This window comes from Streptomyces sp. NPDC006643 (assembly GCF_042870175.1).
GTDB lineage: Bacteria > Actinomycetota > Actinomycetes > Streptomycetales > Streptomycetaceae > Streptomyces.
The window spans coordinates 38483-56997 of record NZ_JBIAHA010000007.1 but is presented as its reverse complement, the minus strand read 5'-3'; the positions used below and the strand labels follow the sequence as shown (position 1 = coordinate 56997).

Genomic DNA, 18515 nt, shown 5'->3' with positions numbered 1-18515 from the left:
CACGGAGGAGCACCATGCACTACCGCACACTCGGCCGCACCGGCATCAAGGTCAGCCCCTACTGCCTGGGCGCGATGATGTTCGGCGCCATCGGCAACCCCGACCACGACGACTCCGTCCGCATCATCCACAAGGCCCTCGACGCGGGCATCAACTTCATCGACACCGCCGACGCCTACTCACGCGGCGAGTCCGAGGAGATCGTCGGCAAGGCGCTCAAGGGCGGGCGCCGGGACGACGTCGTACTCGCCACCAAGGCCCGCCTCCCCATGGGCGACGACCCCAACCAGCAGGGCGGCTCCCGCCGTTGGCTGACCCGCGCGCTGGACGACTCGCTGCGCCGGCTCGGCACCGACCATGTCGACCTGTTCCAGATCCACCGGCCCGCGCCGGACACCGACGTGGAGGAGACCCTCTCCGCCCTCACCGATCTGATGCGCGCGGGCAAGGTCCGGGCCATCGGGGCGTCCTCCTTCCCCGCCTCCGACATCGTGGAGGCGCAGTGGGTCGCCGAGCGGCGCGGACTGGCGCGGTTCCGCACCGAGCAGCCGACGTACTCGATCCTCAACCGCGCCATCGAGCGCGAGGTGCTGCCGGTCTGCGAGCGTTACGGGATGGGCGCCCTCGTCTGGAGCCCCCTCGCGGGCGGCCTGCTCACCGGCCGCTACCGCAAGGGCCAGGAGGCCACCACCCACCGGGCGGGCTTCGGTTTCAAGCATCTGAGCGACGAGCGCCGGCTCGACGCCGTCGAACAGCTCATCCCTCTCGCCGAGGAGGCCGGTATGCCGCTGACGCATCTGGCGACGGCCTTCGTGATCGCCCACCCCGGCGTCACCTCGGCGATCATCGGGCCGCGCACCATGGCCCACCTGGACGACCTCCTCGCGGGCGCCGGGACCACGCTCGACGACGGTCTTCTCGACCGGATCGACGGCATCGTGGCCCCGGGCACGGACGTCGGGACGCTGGACACGGCGTACGTCCCGCCGGCCGTCGACCCGGCCGCCACCGGTCTGCGCCGCCGCCCGGCGTCCGAGCGCGCGGCGTCCGAGCGCGGGGCGTCCGAGCGCGCGGCCGGGAAGTCGTAAGCGGCTACCAGCGGCTTGTCAGCGCCTCTCGGCGACCCAGTCCCGGTAGCGCGTCGTCGCCAGGCGCGCGTCCGGACCGGCGAGGAGTACGTCTCCGTCGACGGCCGCGAACATCCCGGCCTGATCGTCCGTCACGACCGTCCGCGCGTCCCCCTTCGCGGCAAGGGTGATCCGGCCCAGCTCCTCAAGGGGGAAGACGTCAGGACCGGCGACGTTCCGGATTCCTCCGAGCGGCGCGCCGGTCGCGACCTCCACCACCGCGGCCACGACGTCGGCGGCGGCGATCGGCTGGATACGCGTGGCGGGCAGCCGTACGGTCCGCTCGTCGGAACTCCAGGACAGCACCGCGTCCATGAACTCGAAGAACTGCGTCACGCGCACGATCGAGTACGGCGTCGGCCCCTGCCGCAGCAGCTGCTCCTGGAGGGCCTTGGCCCGGTAGTAGTCCAACCGCGGCACCTGGTCCACGCCGACGATGGACAGGACGACCTGGTGCCGGACACCGGCCTTCGCCCCCGCGGCGAGCAGGTTGTCCATCGAGGTCCGGAAGAAGTCCAGGGACGCCTCGTCGAACGTCGGCGAGTTCGCCAGGTTGATCACGGTCTCGGCGCCCTCCAGCGCCGCGTCCAGCCCCTTCCCGCTGACCAGGTCGACGCCGGTGGACAGCGCCGCGGGCACGGCCTCGTGCCCCGCCTCGGTCAGCTTGTCGACCACCTGCGAACCGATCAGCCCGGTACCGCCGATCACCGTGAGCTTCATCTCTGCCGCCTTTCACGCGGACCCATAACTCGGATATTTCTTGTCCGAGATATTAGTCGGATAGTCTTTGTCCGAGTCAAGCGGCATGCGGCTTGACCGCTTGCGGCGCGGCGCGCGGCTTGCGGCAAGCGGCCGGACGAGGGCGGGAGGTACGATCGATGAAGTTGTCAGGTGGCGTCGAATGGGCGCTGCACTGCTGCGTCGTACTGACCACGGGGACCGACCCGGTGCCGGCCGCCCGGCTCGCCGAGGCCCATGACGTCTCCGGCAGTTATCTCGCCAAGCAGTTGCAGGCGCTGTCCCGCGCCGGTCTCGTGACCTCCGTCCAGGGCAAGGCGGGCGGATACGTCCTCACCCGCGCCCCGGAGCTGATCACGGTCCTCGATGTCGTCACCGCCGTCGACGGCGACCGCCCCGCGTTCGTATGCACCGAGATCCGTCAGCGGGGCCCGCTGGCCACACCGCCGGAGGCCTGTACGCGGCCGTGCGCGATCTCGCGCGCGATGGCCGGGGCGGACGCCGCCTGGCGCGCGGCCCTGCGGGAGATATCCATCGCCGACCTCGCCCGGAGCGTCGACGAGGACTACGGGCCCGCCGCGCTCGCGGGCTTCCGGACCTGGCTGGCCGGGCCGGAGCCCACCGGCGCCGACGCGTCGCCTCCCCCGCACTGATCGCGCCGGACGCGAGTCGGACGTGCGCCGGACGCGAGTCGGACGTGCGTCGGCCGGGGCCGCCGTACAGCCGGCCCCGGCCGAATCGTGCTGTCTCCTGTCGTGGTCCGCGCGACCTCAGCCGTTGTGCCGGATCAAGGAGTCCACCAGCCCGCCCCTGGTCTCCGGGAAGTCCAGCGGCACGATGCCCAGCCCGCGCCACCCGGCGCCCTCGGACCCGTCGAGCAGCGTGTGCACCTGCGGGTTCAGCCGGTCGGAGTTCCAGCGCGGCGGCAGCAGCGCGGCCGTGCTGACGAAGTTGATGTACTGCTTGCCCGGCTGGCTCGCGGCCTTGCGGAAGTGGTCGGCGATCTTGGGGTACTTGGCGCCCGGCTCGGCCATGTAGTCGTCCTGGATGTCGAAGAGGCCGCCGTCCCCGTACCGCACGCCCGGCATCCCGCCGCTGTCCGCGAGCAGCACGACCTTGCCGCGCGCCTCGCCGAGCGTCGGCAGATCGCTGTCGAGCCGGAAGAGGGACCGCCAGCCCTTCCCGTCCAGGTAGGTGTCGAAGATCCGCCGGAACTCGGCGTCGCTCTCCGTCGAGTACTCCTGCTTGACGCGCATCAGAACGGTCTCGGAGGGGTGCGCCTGGAGGAAGTTGCGGCAGGCGGTGAGGACGTCGTCGAAGTTGAGGTTCTGGTAGTACGCGGCGTGGTGGATCGGGAACGCGTTCTCGAACGCCCGGCAGCGTACGTCCAGGAACCGCACACCGGTGTTCAACTGCTCGGCGATGGTGGTCCCTTGGCACGCGACGTACAGACCGCCGCTGCGCGCGCCGGAGTTGTGGGTACCGGGGAGGGTCAGGCTCCGTACGGGGGTGGAGTCGCCGATCCCGGAGAGCCAGTCGGCGGGGGCGAGAGCACGCCGGGCCTTCGCGGACGCGGTGACCGACGCGGTGGCCGAGGGCGACGCCGCCCTCGCCGTCGCGGAGGCCGTACCGACGAGGGCGGTGGCGGAGACGGCGAGCGCGCCGGCGAGGATCCCTCGACGGCCAAGTCCAGCACTGGTGGGGGGAGTTGTGCCTGTGTCTGTAACCATGAGCCGAGTATGACGTGCACGCATCAGGCACCGACAGGGCCTCGTGCGGCGGCGTATTCCGGTCACATTCCCCTCGACGGACCTTTGCCTCGCCGCTGCTGACTCGACCGGTTCCGGGAAGGTCCGGGGGCGTTCGAGTCGCTGTTGTAGTCGCCGTACGAATCGCTGGAGGAGCCACCGGAGGAGCTGCTGGAAATACTGCCCCCGCTCCTCCGGCGCGACAACGACTCCCCCGTCAGCGGCATCGGGATTCTCACGCCTCCGTGCCGCGTCGCCCCGGCGGTCGGTCGCACCAGCGGTGTCGGGCGGTCCCAGGCCGGGCGGCTCTGGCTCTCCCGGGCCTCCCGGGCCTCGCGGACCTCCCGGACGTCCTGGACCTGGTCGGCAGGGGCCGCCGCCTGCCGCTGCCTCTGCTGCTCGTTCGCGGCAAGCGCCTGGACGACATGTGCGAGCGCCTCGGTGGCACGGGCCAGATGCGCGGTCACGTCCAAGTTCATGTCGGCCGCCGGAGCGGCGGTCTGCCCCGCGGTCCGGCCCGGGGTCCGGCCCTCGGTCTGAGCCTGATTCGGTGGGTCACCGAGATCGCGCTGCGTGGACGGAGGCGACTGCTGCATCATTTCCTGGGGCTGTCGCCGGTACGCAGCCTCCTCCTCCACCGCCGCCCGCCCCTGCGCGATCTGGTGCGACCGCCGAAGCGCGGTCGATCCCATGGCGACAGCCGCCCCCGCGAGGATCAACGGCCCTCCGGCGACGGCCCCGACACCGGTGAGGCTCATCATCGCGCCCGCAGCCATCATGGCCAGTCCGGCGTACGTCGCCAGGTGCGACCGCGCGGCCCCCTTGGTCAGCGCCCACGTGGTCCTGAGGGCGCCGCGCGCCAGTCCGCCCAGCCGCTCACGCCACCCTTTCCCGCGCTCCTCCTGATCACGATCCTCAGTGCTGTGCATGCTGCTCGCATCGGACATGCGCTGCCACCCCTTCGCCCGGCCCGCCTGCCGGCCGGCCTGCTGAGCAAGAACGGTCAGGGGTGGTGGTCGGTTCAACCGCTCCCGGTACGTCTCGGTACGTACGTCACTAACGGGCCGGGCCCCGCGCGCTGTTGGGGCGGGAGGGAGTCACCACGTGCCCGTCGGGCGGCGCCGAGTTGATGACCGGCAGCGAACGGGACCGGCCGCGCCGCGGTGCGCCGACGACGGCAGCCGCAGCCGACGCCACCGCAGAGTTCACGGTCTCGGCGGCGGGCGCCGGCCGTACCGTGCCGCTCTCCAGCTCACCGGCCCGCAGCCAGCGATCGTCCGGACCCGGTGTCACCGGGGTCAACGCCCTTGCGTGGCGGGCGACATCGCCCCGATGCAGCGGGAGGAGCGGGCGCGGGTCGGCCGGGCGGTACATCTCCTCCGCCGGCAGGAAGTGCTGCTTGAGCACGTTGGAGGCGGTGACGAGCAACAGGCCGCCCCCGGTGCCGTACCGGCCGAGGCCCCCACCGGCACCGGCGCCGTAGAGCCCGTAACCCGTCACGTTGAGAACCCCGAAAGCGAGCCGCGTGAGACTCGGTTTGACGTGCTCCTGGTCGGGTCGCGTCCAGACCGCATGGGCGGCGCGGACCTCGTACACGATCTGGTTCAGCCCTTCGAGGCCGGCGATGCCCGTGCCCACCCCGTAGACGGCCAGGCTGTCCTGGAACTTCCCGAGCCCCTTCACGAAGGGCGCCGCGTCCGTCGCGACGGAGGGAAGCAGGTCGGCCCACCGCACATTGCTGACCACGCTCGGTACCTCCGCTCACGACCGGGAACGCGCCCCGGTGCCCTGCACGATCCTGATCACTCCGACCTTCGCGCCGGGAGCTGAATCCAGGACCAACGGCAAGTGACACCACGGCCATCGTTGGACCGTACGAGCCGATCAACAGGTCGTGTTCTACGACGAGTTCCCTGAGGTCCGCGCGCTGCGGACCCCAGGGCGCTCACCGAGCGGCGGGGCTACTTGCCGCTTCCACCACTCGGAGCGGGATCACGCGGGGCCTCGGGAGGCATGGGACCTCCGTCGTGCTTGCCGCCGTCGTCCTCGGCGGCGACGGCCACGTCCCACGGGTGCCGGAACGGAACGCCCCGCCACCCGGCGGCGTCCGGCGGTCGCGTCTCGTACGTGTCCACGGTCTGTGCGCTCACGGCGCCGACCTCCTCTTTCGCGAAAGGCCGCGCCGCCGTACCGTCGACGGCGTGACCGGTGAACCGTGAAGCGCACGCCTCACGGGTTGGTCATCCGCCCCGGCCACTCGACCTGTCCAGGGTTCTCACCGGCCGGGGCGGACGTTCAGATGGGACTTCGGCCTCGTCAGTGCCGTATCGACGCGCGGGGCAAAAGCGGCAGTCCGCTCACGTCGAAGGCCAGATACGGGCGTACGGTCCACTCGATCCACCGCCCCTCGCTGCTGAGCGAGAACCCGCACGGCTCCCCCCGGTACAGCGCGGCGACGGCCCCGAGGGAGCCCCCGGGCCCGGTCCACCGCAGGGCCCGCTCGCGCTCGACGGGTGCCAGGGTGTCCTTGATCGCGCGCACGTCGACGCGGATGGCCCGGATGGCCTCGGCCGGGTTGGACCGCGAACAGCGCGAGACATGGGCCTCGCTGTCGGGCTCGAACGTCTCGTAGACGATTCGCTCGCACCAGAAGGCGGTGAGGGTCTGGCCGGGTTGACGCATGCGGTTCCCTCCCGCGTACGGCACGGTGGCCGCCCCCTGCCTGCGGCCGGCGTGACGAGCGGCGAGCAGGGGGCAGCCCTTCGAACCGCTCCCCAACTGGCGCAGAAGTGGGGGGCGATGAAGAAACGCTAGCGTTTGATACTGAGCCGTATCAAGAGTTTTACGTCTAACGAGTGATACGGGATCCTGCCGACCCTTCGGCGCCTACCAGTAGGTGGCCGGCCCGGCGAGGACCCAGCAGCTCGGTCCAGATCCTCATCGCGGAAGGGTACGAGAACCACCAACGGGCGGCCCCACCTGCGCCGGTGGGACCGCCCGTCGTGAACACACCTCGGATCAGGCGAAGTTGTCGAACTCGCCTTCCTTGGCACCCTCAAGGAAGGCGCGGAGCTTGACGCGGGTGGTGTGGATGACCACACCGGGGTGGTCGCTCTCGCGCATCAGGATCTCGCCGTCGTGCTCCGCCAACTCCAGGCAGGAGTCGCCCTCGTCGTCTGCGGACTTCGAGGACTTACGCCATTGGATTTCCATCTTCCTCACGCCTTCATAGTTGCTTTGCGATTGTGCGGATGAACTCTCTCGACTTGTCCGGGTCGAGCGAGCACTCCTCTGTGCGGTCGAGCACTGCGCGCCAGTTCGCGAGCGGGGTTTCCGCGTCCAGGAACGCCGAGCCGCTTGGGGTGTCCGTCTGGACAGTGTCGAGTTGCGGCACTACGCCATACAGGTACTGGCTCGAACTACCGGCGTTCGGGAAACCGCCTGCCGCGAAAGGGATCGCGCGAATCGTGACATTGTCCCGATGGGACTCACTCAGCAGGTAGTCGAGCTGGTTGCGAGCAACCTTGACGCCGCCGTACACCATCCGCAGCGCCGCCTCGTGGATCAGGAAGGTGCACGCCGGTGGATTGTCGCGGTCGAGTACATCCCGGCGCTTCAGCCGATGCGACAGCCGTCGCCGCAGACGCGCGGGACTGATCGCCGGCACGGATCCCTCGTAGACCGCACGCATGTAGTCCTCGGTCTGAAGCACACCGGGCACATGCATGATCTGCACGGATCGGATACCGGCGGCATGGTGCTCCAACTCCGCCAAGTCCAGGGCAATGTTGACCAGTTCGTTGCGGTACTCCTCCCACCAGCCCTGTCCGCGCTCGGCAGCCATGTTGGCCAGTGCGTCAACGTACGCCGGGTCGGGACACTGATAGCCGTTGGCCCACGTACGCACCCGATCAGCGCTCACACCGAACCGTCCAGACTCGGTGTTGCTGATGGTGGTCCGGTCGGTGCCGAGTATGTCGGCGGCCTCGGCGATCGTGTGACCCGCGCGCTCGCGCATTCTGCGCAGCTCGGTACCCAATCGGCGCTGACGCGCTGTAGGCGCTTTCCTCGGTGGCATCGACCTCTCCGTCTGTCGGGTCTCAGTGTGTCCCTCTCCATAACGGTAGTTCAACCGTCGCTGGGATGCTCCTCTTGTGTATCACTAATGAGACTATGCGTTACGGTACTCACACCACGCGGCAACCGAACGCAACCGATCGCGGAGAGAAGGCGCCATGCCCACCGCCACCCCAACTCCCGTACCACCGAACCCTCCTCAGGGCGGTGAGACCTACCGACTCGCCGTACCCAACACCGCCGCCGCCCCCAAGATCGCGCGGGAATTCCTCGGCACGCTCCTTCGTGTCAGCCGGCACGACGCCCTCGCCGACGACGCCCAGCTCTGCGTAACCGAGCTGGTCACGAACGCGCACCGGCATACCCGGACCCACCGGATCGGCGTGACGGTCGCCGTCAACCGGAGGCGGATCACGGTGTACGTGACGGACGACGCGCCCTGGTCCCTGCCCGTACCCAGCACCGTCCCCACGGAGCGCGAACTCGGCTGCGGGCAGGGCATGTTCCTGCTGGACAGCGTCGCCGAGACGTGGGGGTCGACCATCTACGGGGGCCTGACCCCCAGCCACAAGGCCGTCTGGTTCACCCTCGCGCGGGCGGCGACGGCCGCGTAATGGTCGCCGAACTCGCCGGTCCGTACGGGGACTTCATCCTCGTCGGCATCATCCTCGGCGCGATCGCCGCAGGACTCTCGATTAATCAAGTTTGACTAGCCACCATAAGGGGCATACGCTGCGAGCGAGCAGGCTAGTCAAGCTTGACCAATGAACCACGGGAGTCCGCATGCCCCTTCTGCCCGACACCGGATACACCCCGACCGCCGCCGAACTCGCCTCCGTGGACGCGTGGTTCGCCGCGTACGACGGCCACAGCGCCAAGCGGGAGATCGAGCGGATGGCGGATCTCGCCGTCTTTCCGCTCAACCTCGTCAGCGACGACTCGGCCGGTGACGGCGCGTCGGCGCAGTGGAACAGGGAGCAGTTCGTCGCGACGATGACGCAGGTGATGGGCGACGGCGGCGACGGAGACATCACCTTCGACTCCGTCCGTACGCCCGTCTTCCTCTCCGCCGCGATGGTCGTCGTGTTCACCGACTCGACGATGACGACGGCGAACGGCGAGACCCAACAGCTGCGCTACGCCGACGTCTTGATCAAGCGGGGCGGGGAGTGGGCGTTCCAGACGATGATCCAGGGCGGCTGGGGCGACAACCTGCGCTGAGGCGCGCGGAGGCCGTTCAGCTCGGCGGGGGCGTGACGAGGCAGAACGGATGGCCGACGGGGTCGGCGTACACCCGGTAGCCGACCGGCTTGTCCGACCCGTCGAGCAGGGTCGCGCCCAGGGCGAGCACCTGCGGCTCGGCCACGTCGAGATCCGCGACCTTCACGTCGATGTGCGTCTGCGCGGGGTGGCCGGGGTCGGGCCATCGCGGCGGCCGGTAGTCGTGGACCTGCTGGAACGCGACGACTTCGGCGCCCGCCCCCGTACCGAGGACGACGAACTCCGGCTCGTCCGTCAGCCGTTGGAGGGACAGCAGCTTCTCGTAGAAGCCCGCCAGCTCCGACGGGTCGGGGCAGTCGATGACGATGGAGTACAGCTGTCCGATCACCCGTAGACGATACGCGCCGGCGCCCCGGCAGCCCGCTCGGTGAGGAACCGGTCCGGCGAGCCACGACGTCTTCTCCGGCGACAGATCACCGACTTCACGGGGAAGCCATGATGCAGCGAAAGAAGATCGCCACCACTGTCGCCGCCTTAGCCGTCATCACCGCGCTGGGCACGGCCACCGCAGGCACCGCCACCGCGAGCACCGCCACCGCAGGCACCGCCACCGCGGGCACCGCCACCGCAGGCACCGCCACCGCGGGCACCGCCACCGCGGGCACCGCCGGAGCGAGTGACAACCAGAGCGCCCGCGCGCTCGCGCCGGCCGCCGTCGGCCCCGTCAAATCGTGGGGTCCCTACATCAGCGGCCCGGCCCTCAAGAAGGCCCACGTCGCCTGCATCGACTTCGGGCGGGCCGGCGTCAAGGCGAAGAAGTGGAGGTCCTACGTCTGCCTGGTCGAAAGCGGCAAGGTCAAAGGCGACTACGTGAACCTGTACGTCAAGAAGATCTGAGCCCGCGGGCTCGGCGGCTTCGGTACGCGCACGGCGATGGGCGGGGCGGACGGCCTGGCGAACGCCGGGATCCTCGCGACGCGTCGTGCGCTGCCGAGCCGCACGCGGGCGAGGCCGACCGGGACTGTCAGACCCCGGCCGTACCGTCGTACGGAACCGATCCCTTCCCCGCGCGGAGCCTCCATGAGTGACACGTACTCGCCCATCCCCGAGCTGAATCTGCTCAAGGAGTTCTACGACCGGCGGCCGGCCCTCTCCGACGGCTTCGAGATGTACGGGTACGGGCAGCCGGACTTCGTCCTCGTCCACTGGCTGGACATGGCCGGGTCGTCGGACCCGGAGCTGCCCGGCCATCTCGCGCGGCTCGTTCCCTTCGCCCAGGCCAGCGGTTCCGGCTCGTTCTACGCGCTGTGGCGGTGCGACGACCGGGCCGATCTCGCCACCCTGCCCGTCATCCGTTTCGGCGACGAGGGGGACCTCGATGTGATCGCGTCGGGGCTGCGGGATCTGTTCCGGCTGCTCGCGGTGGACGACGAGTGGTACGCCGTCGACGACGAGGAGCGCGGCGAGGAGCGCAGCACCGACCACGCCGAGTATCTGGTCTGGCTGCGGCGTACGTTCGGGCTCACGCCGCCCGACGACCCGCAGGTGATCATCGACGCGGCCACGGCGGAGTACGGGCACCGATTCGCCGACTGGCTGCGGCAGTTCGCGGCGCCCGAGATAGCCGACTCGGTGTTCGAGCCCTCCGTTATGCACCCCTGACGGCTCACATCACTCCCTATTTTCCCCTCTCAGCGTCGAACAGGGAAGGTTGAGGTAACATTCGTACGCATGGAGAGCGGTGAACGTGAGCTGTACTCGGTCGGCGAGGTCGCCGAGAGGCTGGGGCTTCATGTGCGGACGGTGCGGAACTATGTCCGTGACGGGCGGCTGAAAGCCGTCCGGATCGGCAAGCAGTACCGCATCAGCCGCGCGGACTTCGAGGCGCTGACCGGCACCCCGGACAGCGCCGAACCGGCCGCCGCCGCCCTTCCGCGCGTACGGCACGTCGAGGTGTCGAGCATCGTGCAGATCGACTCCGTCGGCCCGGAGTCGGCGAGCCGGCTGAGCACCCTGATCACGGCCAGCGTGCAGGCCGTACGGGACTCACCGGACTCGCTGCGGATCCAGCTCGTCTACGACAAGGAACGGGCCCGGCTGAAGATCGTGATCCTCGGCGGGGCCGCCGACACCGCCGCCGTACTGACTCTGCTCGACGACGTGCTGGGGCCGGGCAACGACCTGCTCCCCACCGAAGGATGGGAGACGGACCGTGCCTGATCTGCTCATGGAGCACCACGGCGTGCAGGTGCTCGTGTGCGACGCCGACGGCGCGCCGATCGCCGGTGTCCAGGACGCGCTCGACCATCTGGTGGGCGCGGCCTTCGAGGGCGCGGAGCTGGTCGCCGTCCCGGCCGGACGGTTCGACGACAGCTTCTACGACCTCAGCAGCGGCGTGGCCGGCGAGATACTCCAGAAGTTCTCCACCTACCGGCTCCGGCTGGCCGTGGTCGGGGACATCTCGCGCCATCTGTCGGCCAGCGCCGCCCTGCCCGATCTCGTACGGGAGGCGAACCGGGGCCGGGACATCTGGTTCGTGGCCGACCTGGACGAACTCGTGGCGCGGCTCGCCCGCCAGGGCGTGTCCGGAAAGTAGCGCCGTCCGGCCGCGGGGCGGGGTCGGCGGCCACCCGCTCCCGTCACTCGCAGAACACCGACACCTTGGAGCCGGGGTCGTCCATGTCGACGATGACCTCGTCGAGCTGATCGATCAGCTCCTCGATGTGCTGGGGCTTCAGCTCGGCGAGGTCGATCGGCACCCCGGACCTGGCCATCGCCTCGTTGGCCCGGGTGAGCGCCTGCGGAGGGATGAGGGTCGCGACACGGACCCCGGCGCGCAGCAGTTGCAGCGGCACCTGGATGTTGATCCGGCTCGGGCCGTCGCCGCTGCCGTCGTCCTCCGAACTCACCAGCACGCGAAGGTACTTGGGCCGGGACTTCGGGCGGAAGGCGGCTCCCGTCGGCGACTCGGGCACCTCCCGTTCGAGGGCGCTGATCAGCCGATCGGCCTCGTCCGCGGTGATCTTGCCCTCCTCCAGCATCTGCAAGACCTGGCGACGCTGCTCGTTCATCGTGCTGCTCCTTCTCTGACCGATCCGGATCACCGGAGTCATCTGACGCTTATCAGCAGGGCCGTCCGGCCCTGTTCCATCTCGAACCGGGTGCCTGGCAGCGCCCACAGCAGCCGCCCGGCACCGCGCAGCGCGGCCGGTACGAGCGCCGGGCTCACCCGGGTGGCGAGGCACGCGATCAGCCCGGCCGGCACGGCGAGCAGCAGCAGCGGTGCCAGCACCAGCAGCAGCGGCAGGACGGGGACGTACAGCCGCAGTCGGCGGCCGTCGGAACGGTGACCGCGTACCGTCACCAGTTGCGGCATCACCGGGACTTCTCCAGCTCGGCCAGCGCCTCCTCGACGCTGATCTCCCCGCGCCGCAGGCGCTCGACCACGTCGGCGCCGGTGGCGGGCGCGGGGTCGGTCGCGACGAAGTCGAGGCGCTCGGCGATCCGGTTCAGCCGGGACTTGACCGTCGGGTAGCTCACCCCGAAGATCCGCTCCATCTCCTTGATCGAGCCGTGCGACCGTACGAACGCGGCGACGAACACCTGGTCCTCGACAGCGAGTTGGGCCAGCTGCGGTGTCTCGAACTCCCCCTCGACGGCGATGCCGCTGCCGACGAGGCGGACCCGCTCGACCACGAACGGCTGCCCGTGTGTCAGATCCGTCAGCTCCTGCCAGTCCACGCGTGGCTCCCTCACTCTCAGCAACATGCTCGCGATTCATTTCTATGTTGAGTTTCTTAAGCTGTCAACTCATCTCGATTGACTTTCTTAATATCCACTTCAACGGCACCGCTTGGCGCCATCTGGCGCCACAATGGTGCTACTCTGACGTCATGGACCTCACGCCGTATGTCGACAACCTCCGCCACGAACTCGCGGTGGCCGCCGAGACCGGCGGCGACGAAGCCCGCGCGCTGGCCGAGCGGCTCACCGCTCCCCTGGAGTCGGCGGCCCGCCTGACGATGCTCAACGTGCTCTCGGCCGCGATGGACGAGATCACCCGTGAACTCGCCCCCGGCTCCGTCGACGTACGACTGCGCGGACTCGACCCGGACTTCGTCGTCACACGGCCGGCGCACGACGAGACGTACGAGCCCCATGAGGCGTACGAGACGGGCCGGCCCGCCGAACCGCTCAGGCCGCCCACCCCCGCGCCCGCCGACGGGGACGACGCCGGCGGCACCGCCCGGGTCAATCTGCGGCTGCCCGCCCACCTCAAGGCGCGCGCCGAGGAGGCCGCGAGCCGCGAGGGCCTGTCGGTCAACGCGTGGCTGGTGCGGGCCGTGTCGGCCGCGGTCGAAGGCGGCGGCGGCGCCCCCTCGCGTACGGCGGAGAAGCCCCGCACCACCCGCACCGCCGGACAGAGCTACACGGGCTGGGTGCGCTGACCCCGCTTCCGCGCCGACGCGGCCCGCCGCACTCATCACACACCGAGACCCATGAGGACGGGACAGCCATGCCTTCTTTCGACGCCCCGGTCGACACTCCCTTCGACACCCCCGAACCGATCACCGCCACCACCCACATCGAGGCCGGGAGCATCCAGTTCGTCGCCTCCGACCGGCTCGACACCGTCGTGGGGGTGCGGCCCGGCGACCCGGACAAGGCCCCGGACGTACGGGCCGCCGAGCAGACCGAAGTGCGCTACCTCAAAGGGCAGTTGACGATCAGAACACCCAAACAGCGCTATCTCGTCGGCCGCACCGGCGCCGTCGACGTGACGGTCGAACTGCCCACGGGCTCACGGGTGGAGGTGACCGGCTCCTGGGCCCAGGTGCACGGCGCGGGCCGGCTCGGGGAGGTCCGCGTGAAGACCTCGTCGGGCGACGTCCGGCTCGACACCACCGGGCCGCTGAATCTGATCGCCTCCCACGGCAGCATCACCGTGGACCACGTCCAGGGGCCGGCCGAGATCACCACCAGCTCCGGCAGCCTGCGCGTCGGCACCGTCGACGGCCTGGCCGTCCTGAAGAACTCGCACGGCACCACGACCGTCCGCGACGCCATGGCCGATCTGCGGGTGAGCGGCTCCAACGGCGACATCCTCGTCGAGCACGCCGAGGGCTCTGTCACCGCCACCACCGCCCACGGCGCCCTGCGCCTCGATGATGTCGCCCGTGGCGCCGTCCAGTTGGAGACCGCCTACGGCTCCATCGAGATCGGCATCCGGGAGGGCACGGCCGCCTGGCTCGACGCCAGTTCACGCCTCGGGCAGGTGCACAACACCCTCACCGCCGCCGACACCCCGGACGCCTCGGAGGACACCGTCGAGGTCAGGGCCCACACCCGCTACGGCAACATCGACATCCGCCGCGCCCGGTCCTGACGCGGTTCAGACGACCAGGACCCGGCGCCCCCGGGCGTGGCCCGCGCGGCTGTCGGCGTGCGCCGCAGCCGCCTCGGTGAGCGCGTACGACTTCTCGACGGGGATGTGGAGCCTGCCCCGGGAGATGAGGTCGACGGCCTCGGCGAGCGCGTCCGGCACGCTTCCGGCCGCGCCGGAGAACCGGACGCCCAGTCGCGGCGCGCCGAGGTCGGCGATGGAGACGACCCTGGCCGGGTCCCCCGTCAGCTCGACGAGTTCGCGGATCACGCCCGAGCCTGACAGGTCGAGGGCCGCGTCGACCCGGCCCAGATGCCGTACGCGTTCGGCCCAGCCCTCGTCGTAGGTCGTGGCGAGGGCACCCAGGCCGCGCAGATAGTCCTGGTTCGCGGCCCCGGCCGTGCCGATCACCGTGATGCCGCGCACGCGGGCGATCTGGAGCACCGCCGACCCGACACCACCGGACGCGCCGCTGACCAGCAGCGTCTGTCCGCGCCGTACGCCGACCTCACGGATCACGCGCAGCGCGGTCTCCACCACCGACGGATACCCGGCCGCCTCCTCGAAGGACAGGCCCTCGGGCATCCGGGCCCAGGCCGACAGCACGGCGAACTCGGCGTAGGTGTCGGCGCCTTCGCCGAACACGCGGTCGCCGACCTGGACGTCTTCGACGCCCTCGCCGACCTCGTCCACCACCCCGGCGGCGTCCAGCCCGACCCCGGCGGGCAGCTCGACGGGATGGGCTCCCAGGACCTGGCCCTCCCGGATCCTCCAGTCGACGGGGTTCACGCCCGCGGCCCGTACGGCGATGCGTATCCGACCGGGGCTCGCGTGGGGCTCCTCGGCCTCCACCAGTCGCAGGACCTCGGGACCACCGAACTCGGCGAAACTGATCTTTTTCATGCGGCGAGGATAGGCATAACCGTTAGGATTTCACAACGGTTAGGAATTCGTAGCTGGTAGTGTCCGGGCATGACCGAGCCGTCCGGACGCCGCGAACGCAAGAAGGCCGCGACCCGTCGGAAGATCGCCGACACCGCGTTGGGCCTCTTCCTGGAGCGCGGGTACGACGCCGTGGGCATCCGTGACGTGGCGGCCGAGGCGGACGTGGCCGTCACCACCGTCTTCGCCCACTTCGCCTCGAAGGAGGCCCTGGTCTTCGAGCGCGACGAGGACTTCGAGCAGCGCCTCACCCGGGCGGTGACCGACCGGGCTCCGGATGAACCGCTCATCCCGGCGCTGCGCCGCGAGGTCCAGGCCCTCGTGCGGCACTGCACGGCGGAGGGCAGCGGCCCCCTGCGGGACCTGATCGAGGGATCACCCGCCCTGCGGGAGTACGAGGAGTCGATGAGCCTGCGTCACGCGCAGGCACTGGCAACGGCACTGACCGCCGACCCCCACCTGTCCCGGAGCGCGACGGCCTGCCGTGCGACCGCGCGGTTCACCATCGACGCGTACGCGCTGGCCCGCCGGGCGGACGATCCCGGGGCCACGGTGGACGAGATCTTCCGGATGATCGACGCGGCCTGGGAGTCCACGGCACCCTGAGCCGTGGAGGCTTGCCTACTACGGCCGGCACGCTGCGGCCGGCCTACTGCGGCCGGACAGCTTCCTGGACGGCTGGCCCCCCGGCGTCCAGCGCCGGGGCGAGTACCGCGAACGCCCGGTCCGTCAGGGCCCCCGGGTCCTGTGTGCCGTCGCTCTCGCTCCACTGTCGCAGCACCGTGTCGAACGCGGTGAGTGCCATCCCCGCCGCCAGTCGCGGATAGAGATCCGTCGCGGGATCGAGCCCCGACCGGCGTCCCAGCTCGTCCGCCAGGTCGTCGCGCCACTGCGCCTGCCGCTCCAGGAAGCGTGCGCGCAGGGCGGGCGTACGCAGGATCAACTGCACCACGCGCAGCGTCCGGTCGGTGTGATCCGCGTGGTCACCGGCGCACGCGGCCATCGCGACCCAGACCGCGTGCCGCAGCGCGACGGACGGCGGCTCGTCGGCGGGGCGGCCCGCCAGCTCGGCGCGGATGCCGGCGCCGAGGTCGGCGAGGAACTGGACGACCACGTCCTCCTTGGACGCGAAATACCGGAAGAACGTCCGCTTGGACACCCCGGCGGTCGCCACGATCTCGTCCACGGTGACGGTGTCGAACCCCTTCAGCGCCAGCAACTGGAGGGCCGCTTCGGTCAGTTCGTTCGCGACCAGCCGGCGCTTGCGCTCGGCCAGGCTGCCGCTCTCGGATCCGGTACTCACCCGGCAATCGTAACGCGCCATGCCTCACATGGCACTCAGTATCATCTTGACACCCAATGCCACACACGGCAGCCTATGCCACATGTCAAAGGAACCGAGCTGGACCGCCCACCAGATCCCCGACCAGACCGGCCGGGTGTTCGTCGTCACCGGGGCCAACAGCGGCCTCGGCCTGGCGACCACCCGGGCCCTCGCGCGGCGCGGCGGGCGCGTGATCCTCGCCGTACGCGACACCGCGAAAGGCGACCGGGCGGTGACCGAGATCACCGCCGGCCAACCGGACGCCCGCCTTGAGGTACGCCGTCTCGACCTGGCCGACCTGGACTCGGTGCGGGACTTCGCCCATCAACTGCGCGGGGACCACCCGCGATTGGACGTACTCGTCAACAACGCGGGCCTGATGGCGCCGCCCCGTTCGCTGAGCCCGCAGGGCCACGAGTCGCAGTTCGCCTGCAACCACCTCGGCCACTTCGCGCTCACCGGGCTGCTGCTCGACCCGCTGACCGCTGGGCGCGACCCGCGCGTGGTCACGGTGAGTTCGGTCAACCACCGCAAGGCGAGGATCCAGTTCGACGACATCACCGGTGAACGCCGCTACTCGGCCATGGGGTTCTACAACCAGTCGAAGCTCGCCAACGCCGTCTTCGGGCACGCACTCCACCGGCGACTCACGGAGGCCGGCAGCCCGGTGCGCAGCGTGCTCGCACACCCCGGCTACACCGCGACCAACCTCCAGACGAGCGCGCCGATCGGCCCGTGGCGGGTGGTGTTCGGCCGTATCGGCAACCCGCTGCTGGCCCAGAGCGCGGACGCCGGAGCGCTGCCGCAGCTGTACGCCGCGACCCAACCGGGTGTGGCGGGCGGCGAGTTCATCGGGCCGGACGGCGCGGCGGAGCTACGAGGGGCACCGACGCGGGTGAAGCTGGCGCCCGGCGCGGCCGACGCGGCGACGGGCAACAGGCTGTGGGAGCTGTCGGAGCGGGCCACCGGGGTGCGCTTCTCTTTCCCGAGCAACGTCTAGACCGTGTCTTCGCAGTAGCGCCGACCGCCCTGACCACGGCTTCCGATTCTCGTACCGGTACAGTATGGACGGTATATTTATTGGTCGCAGCGGATGTGAGCCGCGGCAGACGTGAGAAGGGCGCCCCATGATCGAGATTCTGAACCCCACCCTGGTGGCCCGTGCGAAGGACACCGGCGCCCTTGTCGCCGACATCCTCCAGACGCTGAAGGGCCGCAGCACGACCGGCACCAATCTGCTGGAGATCGACCGGTGGGCGAAGGCCATGATCATCGAAGCGGGGGCGCAGTCCTGTTACGTGGACTACGAACCGTCCTTCGGGCGCGGCCCGTTCGCCCACTACATCTGCACCGCCGTCAACGACGCCGTACTGCACGGGCGCCCGTACGACTACGCGCTCGCCGACGGCGATCTGCTGACCCTCGACCTCGCCGTCTCCAGGGGAGGCGTCGCCGCGGATGCCGCCATCAGCTTCCTCGTGGGCGACACGAGGCCGCCCGCGAGCGTCGCGATGATCGACGCGACCGAGCGCGCGCTGGCCGCGGGGATCGCGGCGGCCGGGCCGGGGGCCCGTGTCGGCGACATCTCGCACGCCATCGGGACCGTCCTCGGCGAGGCGGGATATCCGATCAACACCGAGTTCGGGGGCCATGGCATCGGATCGACGATGCACCAGGACCCGCATGTGTCGAACACCGGCCGCCCCGGCCGGGGTTACAAACTGCGCCCCGGGCTGCTGCTGGCGCTGGAGCCGTGGGTCATGGAGGACACCGCCCGCCTCGTCACCGACGCCGACGGCTGGACACTGCGCAGTGCGACGGGCTGCCGCACGGCACACACCGAGCACACGATCGCCATCACCGAGGACGGGGCCGACATCCTCACCCTGCCGACGCAGGCGCGGGCGTAACACCGAAGGGCGGCGGGACGTGAACTCCGTCCCGCCGCCCTGGGC

General features: G+C 70.3%; 27 protein-coding genes. 13 read left to right on the top strand and 14 right to left on the bottom strand.

Going from position 1 to position 18515, the window contains the following annotated elements; all coding sequences use genetic code 11:
• Positions 1-14 precede the first annotated feature (14 nt).
• Positions 15-1088 carry an aldo/keto reductase gene (locus tag ACFYNU_RS11545; RefSeq protein ID WP_356587405.1) on the top strand — a complete coding sequence of 358 codons (1074 nt, stop codon included), beginning with the start codon at positions 15-17 and terminating at the stop codon, positions 1086-1088.
• A gap of 18 nt (positions 1089-1106) precedes the next feature.
• Here ACFYNU_RS11545 and ACFYNU_RS11540 read toward each other — a convergent pair whose 3' ends face one another.
• Complete coding sequence (locus ACFYNU_RS11540) at positions 1107-1847, bottom strand: SDR family oxidoreductase (protein ID WP_356587407.1); 741 nt, start codon at positions 1845-1847, stop codon at positions 1107-1109.
• 158 nt (positions 1848-2005) lie between these two features.
• Here ACFYNU_RS11540 and ACFYNU_RS11535 point away from each other — a divergent pair, with 158 nt between their 5' ends.
• The gene (locus ACFYNU_RS11535) at positions 2006-2518 is read left to right on the top strand and encodes an Rrf2 family transcriptional regulator (RefSeq protein ID WP_356587409.1); all 513 of its coding nucleotides are present in this window, start codon (positions 2006-2008) and stop codon (positions 2516-2518) included.
• A gap of 117 nt (positions 2519-2635) precedes the next feature.
• Here ACFYNU_RS11535 and ACFYNU_RS11530 read toward each other — a convergent pair whose 3' ends face one another.
• The 7 genes from ACFYNU_RS11530 to ACFYNU_RS11500 form a co-directional block, all read right to left on the bottom strand.
• Positions 2636-3595 carry a phosphatidylinositol-specific phospholipase C gene (locus ACFYNU_RS11530; protein ID WP_356587411.1) on the bottom strand — a complete coding sequence of 320 codons (960 nt, stop codon included), beginning with the start codon at positions 3593-3595 and terminating at the stop codon, positions 2636-2638.
• A 62-nt stretch (positions 3596-3657) separates the two neighbouring features.
• Positions 3658-4542, bottom strand: coding sequence for a hypothetical protein (locus ACFYNU_RS11525; protein ID WP_356587413.1), 885 nt, complete (start codon positions 4540-4542; stop codon positions 3658-3660).
• A gap of 127 nt (positions 4543-4669) precedes the next feature.
• Positions 4670-5359 (bottom strand): hypothetical protein, encoded by a 690-nt coding sequence (locus ACFYNU_RS11520; RefSeq protein WP_356587415.1) that lies wholly within the window; start codon positions 5357-5359, stop codon positions 4670-4672.
• 215 nt (positions 5360-5574) lie between these two features.
• On the bottom strand, positions 5575-5763 hold the full coding sequence (locus ACFYNU_RS11515) for a hypothetical protein (RefSeq protein WP_356587417.1): 189 nt from the start codon (positions 5761-5763) through the stop codon (positions 5575-5577).
• Positions 5764-5929: 166 nt separating this feature from the next.
• Complete coding sequence (locus tag ACFYNU_RS11510) at positions 5930-6295, bottom strand: hypothetical protein (protein WP_356587419.1); 366 nt, start codon at positions 6293-6295, stop codon at positions 5930-5932.
• 336 nt (positions 6296-6631) lie between these two features.
• Positions 6632-6826, bottom strand: coding sequence for a DUF397 domain-containing protein (locus ACFYNU_RS11505; RefSeq protein ID WP_356587421.1), 195 nt, complete (start codon positions 6824-6826; stop codon positions 6632-6634).
• Positions 6827-6839: 13 nt separating this feature from the next.
• Positions 6840-7691, bottom strand: a complete 852-nt coding sequence (locus tag ACFYNU_RS11500) for a helix-turn-helix domain-containing protein (RefSeq protein WP_388765913.1) — start codon at positions 7689-7691, stop codon at positions 6840-6842.
• A 157-nt stretch (positions 7692-7848) separates the two neighbouring features.
• On the opposite strand from ACFYNU_RS11500, the gene ACFYNU_RS11495 reads away from it, so the two are divergent.
• On the top strand, positions 7849-8304 hold the full coding sequence (locus ACFYNU_RS11495) for an ATP-binding protein (RefSeq protein WP_356596352.1): 456 nt from the start codon (positions 7849-7851) through the stop codon (positions 8302-8304).
• A 169-nt stretch (positions 8305-8473) separates the two neighbouring features.
• Positions 8474-8911 carry a nuclear transport factor 2 family protein gene (locus ACFYNU_RS11490; RefSeq protein WP_356596354.1) on the top strand — a complete coding sequence of 146 codons (438 nt, stop codon included), beginning with the start codon at positions 8474-8476 and terminating at the stop codon, positions 8909-8911.
• 16 nt (positions 8912-8927) lie between these two features.
• Here the strand turns inward: ACFYNU_RS11490 and ACFYNU_RS11485 are convergent, their stop codons facing one another.
• Positions 8928-9299, bottom strand: coding sequence for a VOC family protein (locus tag ACFYNU_RS11485; RefSeq protein WP_356596356.1), 372 nt, complete (start codon positions 9297-9299; stop codon positions 8928-8930).
• 107 nt (positions 9300-9406) lie between these two features.
• Between ACFYNU_RS11485 and ACFYNU_RS11480 the strand changes: the two genes are divergently transcribed.
• The 4 genes from ACFYNU_RS11480 to ACFYNU_RS11465 all read left to right on the top strand — a co-directional run bounded on the left by ACFYNU_RS11480 (position 9407) and on the right by ACFYNU_RS11465 (position 11507).
• Positions 9407-9808 (top strand): hypothetical protein, encoded by a 402-nt coding sequence (locus tag ACFYNU_RS11480; RefSeq protein WP_356596358.1) that lies wholly within the window; start codon positions 9407-9409, stop codon positions 9806-9808.
• Positions 9809-9991: 183 nt separating this feature from the next.
• Complete coding sequence (locus ACFYNU_RS11475; protein WP_356596360.1) at positions 9992-10573, top strand: hypothetical protein; 582 nt, start codon at positions 9992-9994, stop codon at positions 10571-10573.
• 69 nt (positions 10574-10642) lie between these two features.
• Positions 10643-11131 carry a helix-turn-helix domain-containing protein gene (locus ACFYNU_RS11470; RefSeq protein ID WP_356596362.1) on the top strand — a complete coding sequence of 163 codons (489 nt, stop codon included), beginning with the start codon at positions 10643-10645 and terminating at the stop codon, positions 11129-11131.
• The gene (locus tag ACFYNU_RS11465; RefSeq protein WP_356596364.1) at positions 11124-11507 is read left to right on the top strand and encodes a DUF4180 domain-containing protein; all 384 of its coding nucleotides are present in this window, start codon (positions 11124-11126) and stop codon (positions 11505-11507) included. Before ACFYNU_RS11470 ends, ACFYNU_RS11465 begins: the two co-directional genes overlap by 8 nt.
• 43 nt (positions 11508-11550) lie before the next feature.
• Here ACFYNU_RS11465 and ACFYNU_RS11460 read toward each other — a convergent pair whose 3' ends face one another.
• The 3 genes from ACFYNU_RS11460 to ACFYNU_RS11450 are packed head-to-tail and all read right to left on the bottom strand — an operon-like array spanning position 11551 to position 12652.
• Positions 11551-11982, bottom strand: a complete 432-nt coding sequence (locus tag ACFYNU_RS11460) for a hypothetical protein (RefSeq protein ID WP_356596366.1) — start codon at positions 11980-11982, stop codon at positions 11551-11553.
• Between the two features lie 38 nt (positions 11983-12020).
• Complete coding sequence (locus tag ACFYNU_RS11455; RefSeq protein ID WP_356596368.1) at positions 12021-12287, bottom strand: hypothetical protein; 267 nt, start codon at positions 12285-12287, stop codon at positions 12021-12023.
• Positions 12287-12652 carry a DUF2089 domain-containing protein gene (locus ACFYNU_RS11450; RefSeq protein WP_356596370.1) on the bottom strand — a complete coding sequence of 122 codons (366 nt, stop codon included), beginning with the start codon at positions 12650-12652 and terminating at the stop codon, positions 12287-12289. Before ACFYNU_RS11450 ends, ACFYNU_RS11455 begins: the two co-directional genes overlap by 1 nt.
• 152 nt (positions 12653-12804) lie before the next feature.
• On the opposite strand from ACFYNU_RS11450, the gene ACFYNU_RS11445 reads away from it, so the two are divergent.
• Both ACFYNU_RS11445 and ACFYNU_RS11440 read left to right on the top strand, forming a co-directional pair.
• The gene (locus tag ACFYNU_RS11445; protein WP_356596372.1) at positions 12805-13359 is read left to right on the top strand and encodes a hypothetical protein; all 555 of its coding nucleotides are present in this window, start codon (positions 12805-12807) and stop codon (positions 13357-13359) included.
• Between the two features lie 68 nt (positions 13360-13427).
• Entirely contained in the window at positions 13428-14297 is an 870-nt protein-coding gene (locus tag ACFYNU_RS11440; RefSeq protein ID WP_356596374.1) for a DUF4097 family beta strand repeat-containing protein, read from the top strand.
• 6 nt (positions 14298-14303) lie between these two features.
• Here the strand turns inward: ACFYNU_RS11440 and ACFYNU_RS11435 are convergent, their stop codons facing one another.
• Entirely contained in the window at positions 14304-15197 is an 894-nt protein-coding gene (locus ACFYNU_RS11435; protein WP_356596376.1) for an NADP-dependent oxidoreductase, read from the bottom strand.
• Positions 15198-15266: 69 nt separating this feature from the next.
• Between ACFYNU_RS11435 and ACFYNU_RS11430 the strand changes: the two genes are divergently transcribed.
• Positions 15267-15842 carry a helix-turn-helix domain-containing protein gene (locus tag ACFYNU_RS11430; RefSeq protein WP_356596378.1) on the top strand — a complete coding sequence of 192 codons (576 nt, stop codon included), beginning with the start codon at positions 15267-15269 and terminating at the stop codon, positions 15840-15842.
• A 43-nt stretch (positions 15843-15885) separates the two neighbouring features.
• On the opposite strand, the gene ACFYNU_RS11425 is transcribed toward ACFYNU_RS11430, so the two are convergent.
• Complete coding sequence (locus tag ACFYNU_RS11425; protein WP_388765904.1) at positions 15886-16560, bottom strand: TetR family transcriptional regulator; 675 nt, start codon at positions 16558-16560, stop codon at positions 15886-15888.
• A 61-nt stretch (positions 16561-16621) separates the two neighbouring features.
• On the opposite strand from ACFYNU_RS11425, the gene ACFYNU_RS11420 reads away from it, so the two are divergent.
• Both ACFYNU_RS11420 and map read left to right on the top strand, forming a co-directional pair.
• Positions 16622-17560, top strand: a complete 939-nt coding sequence (locus ACFYNU_RS11420) for an oxidoreductase (RefSeq protein WP_356596382.1) — start codon at positions 16622-16624, stop codon at positions 17558-17560.
• Between the two features lie 127 nt (positions 17561-17687).
• Positions 17688-18470, top strand: a complete 783-nt coding sequence (gene map / locus ACFYNU_RS11415; RefSeq protein WP_356596384.1) for a type I methionyl aminopeptidase — start codon at positions 17688-17690, stop codon at positions 18468-18470.
• Positions 18471-18515 lie beyond the last annotated feature (45 nt).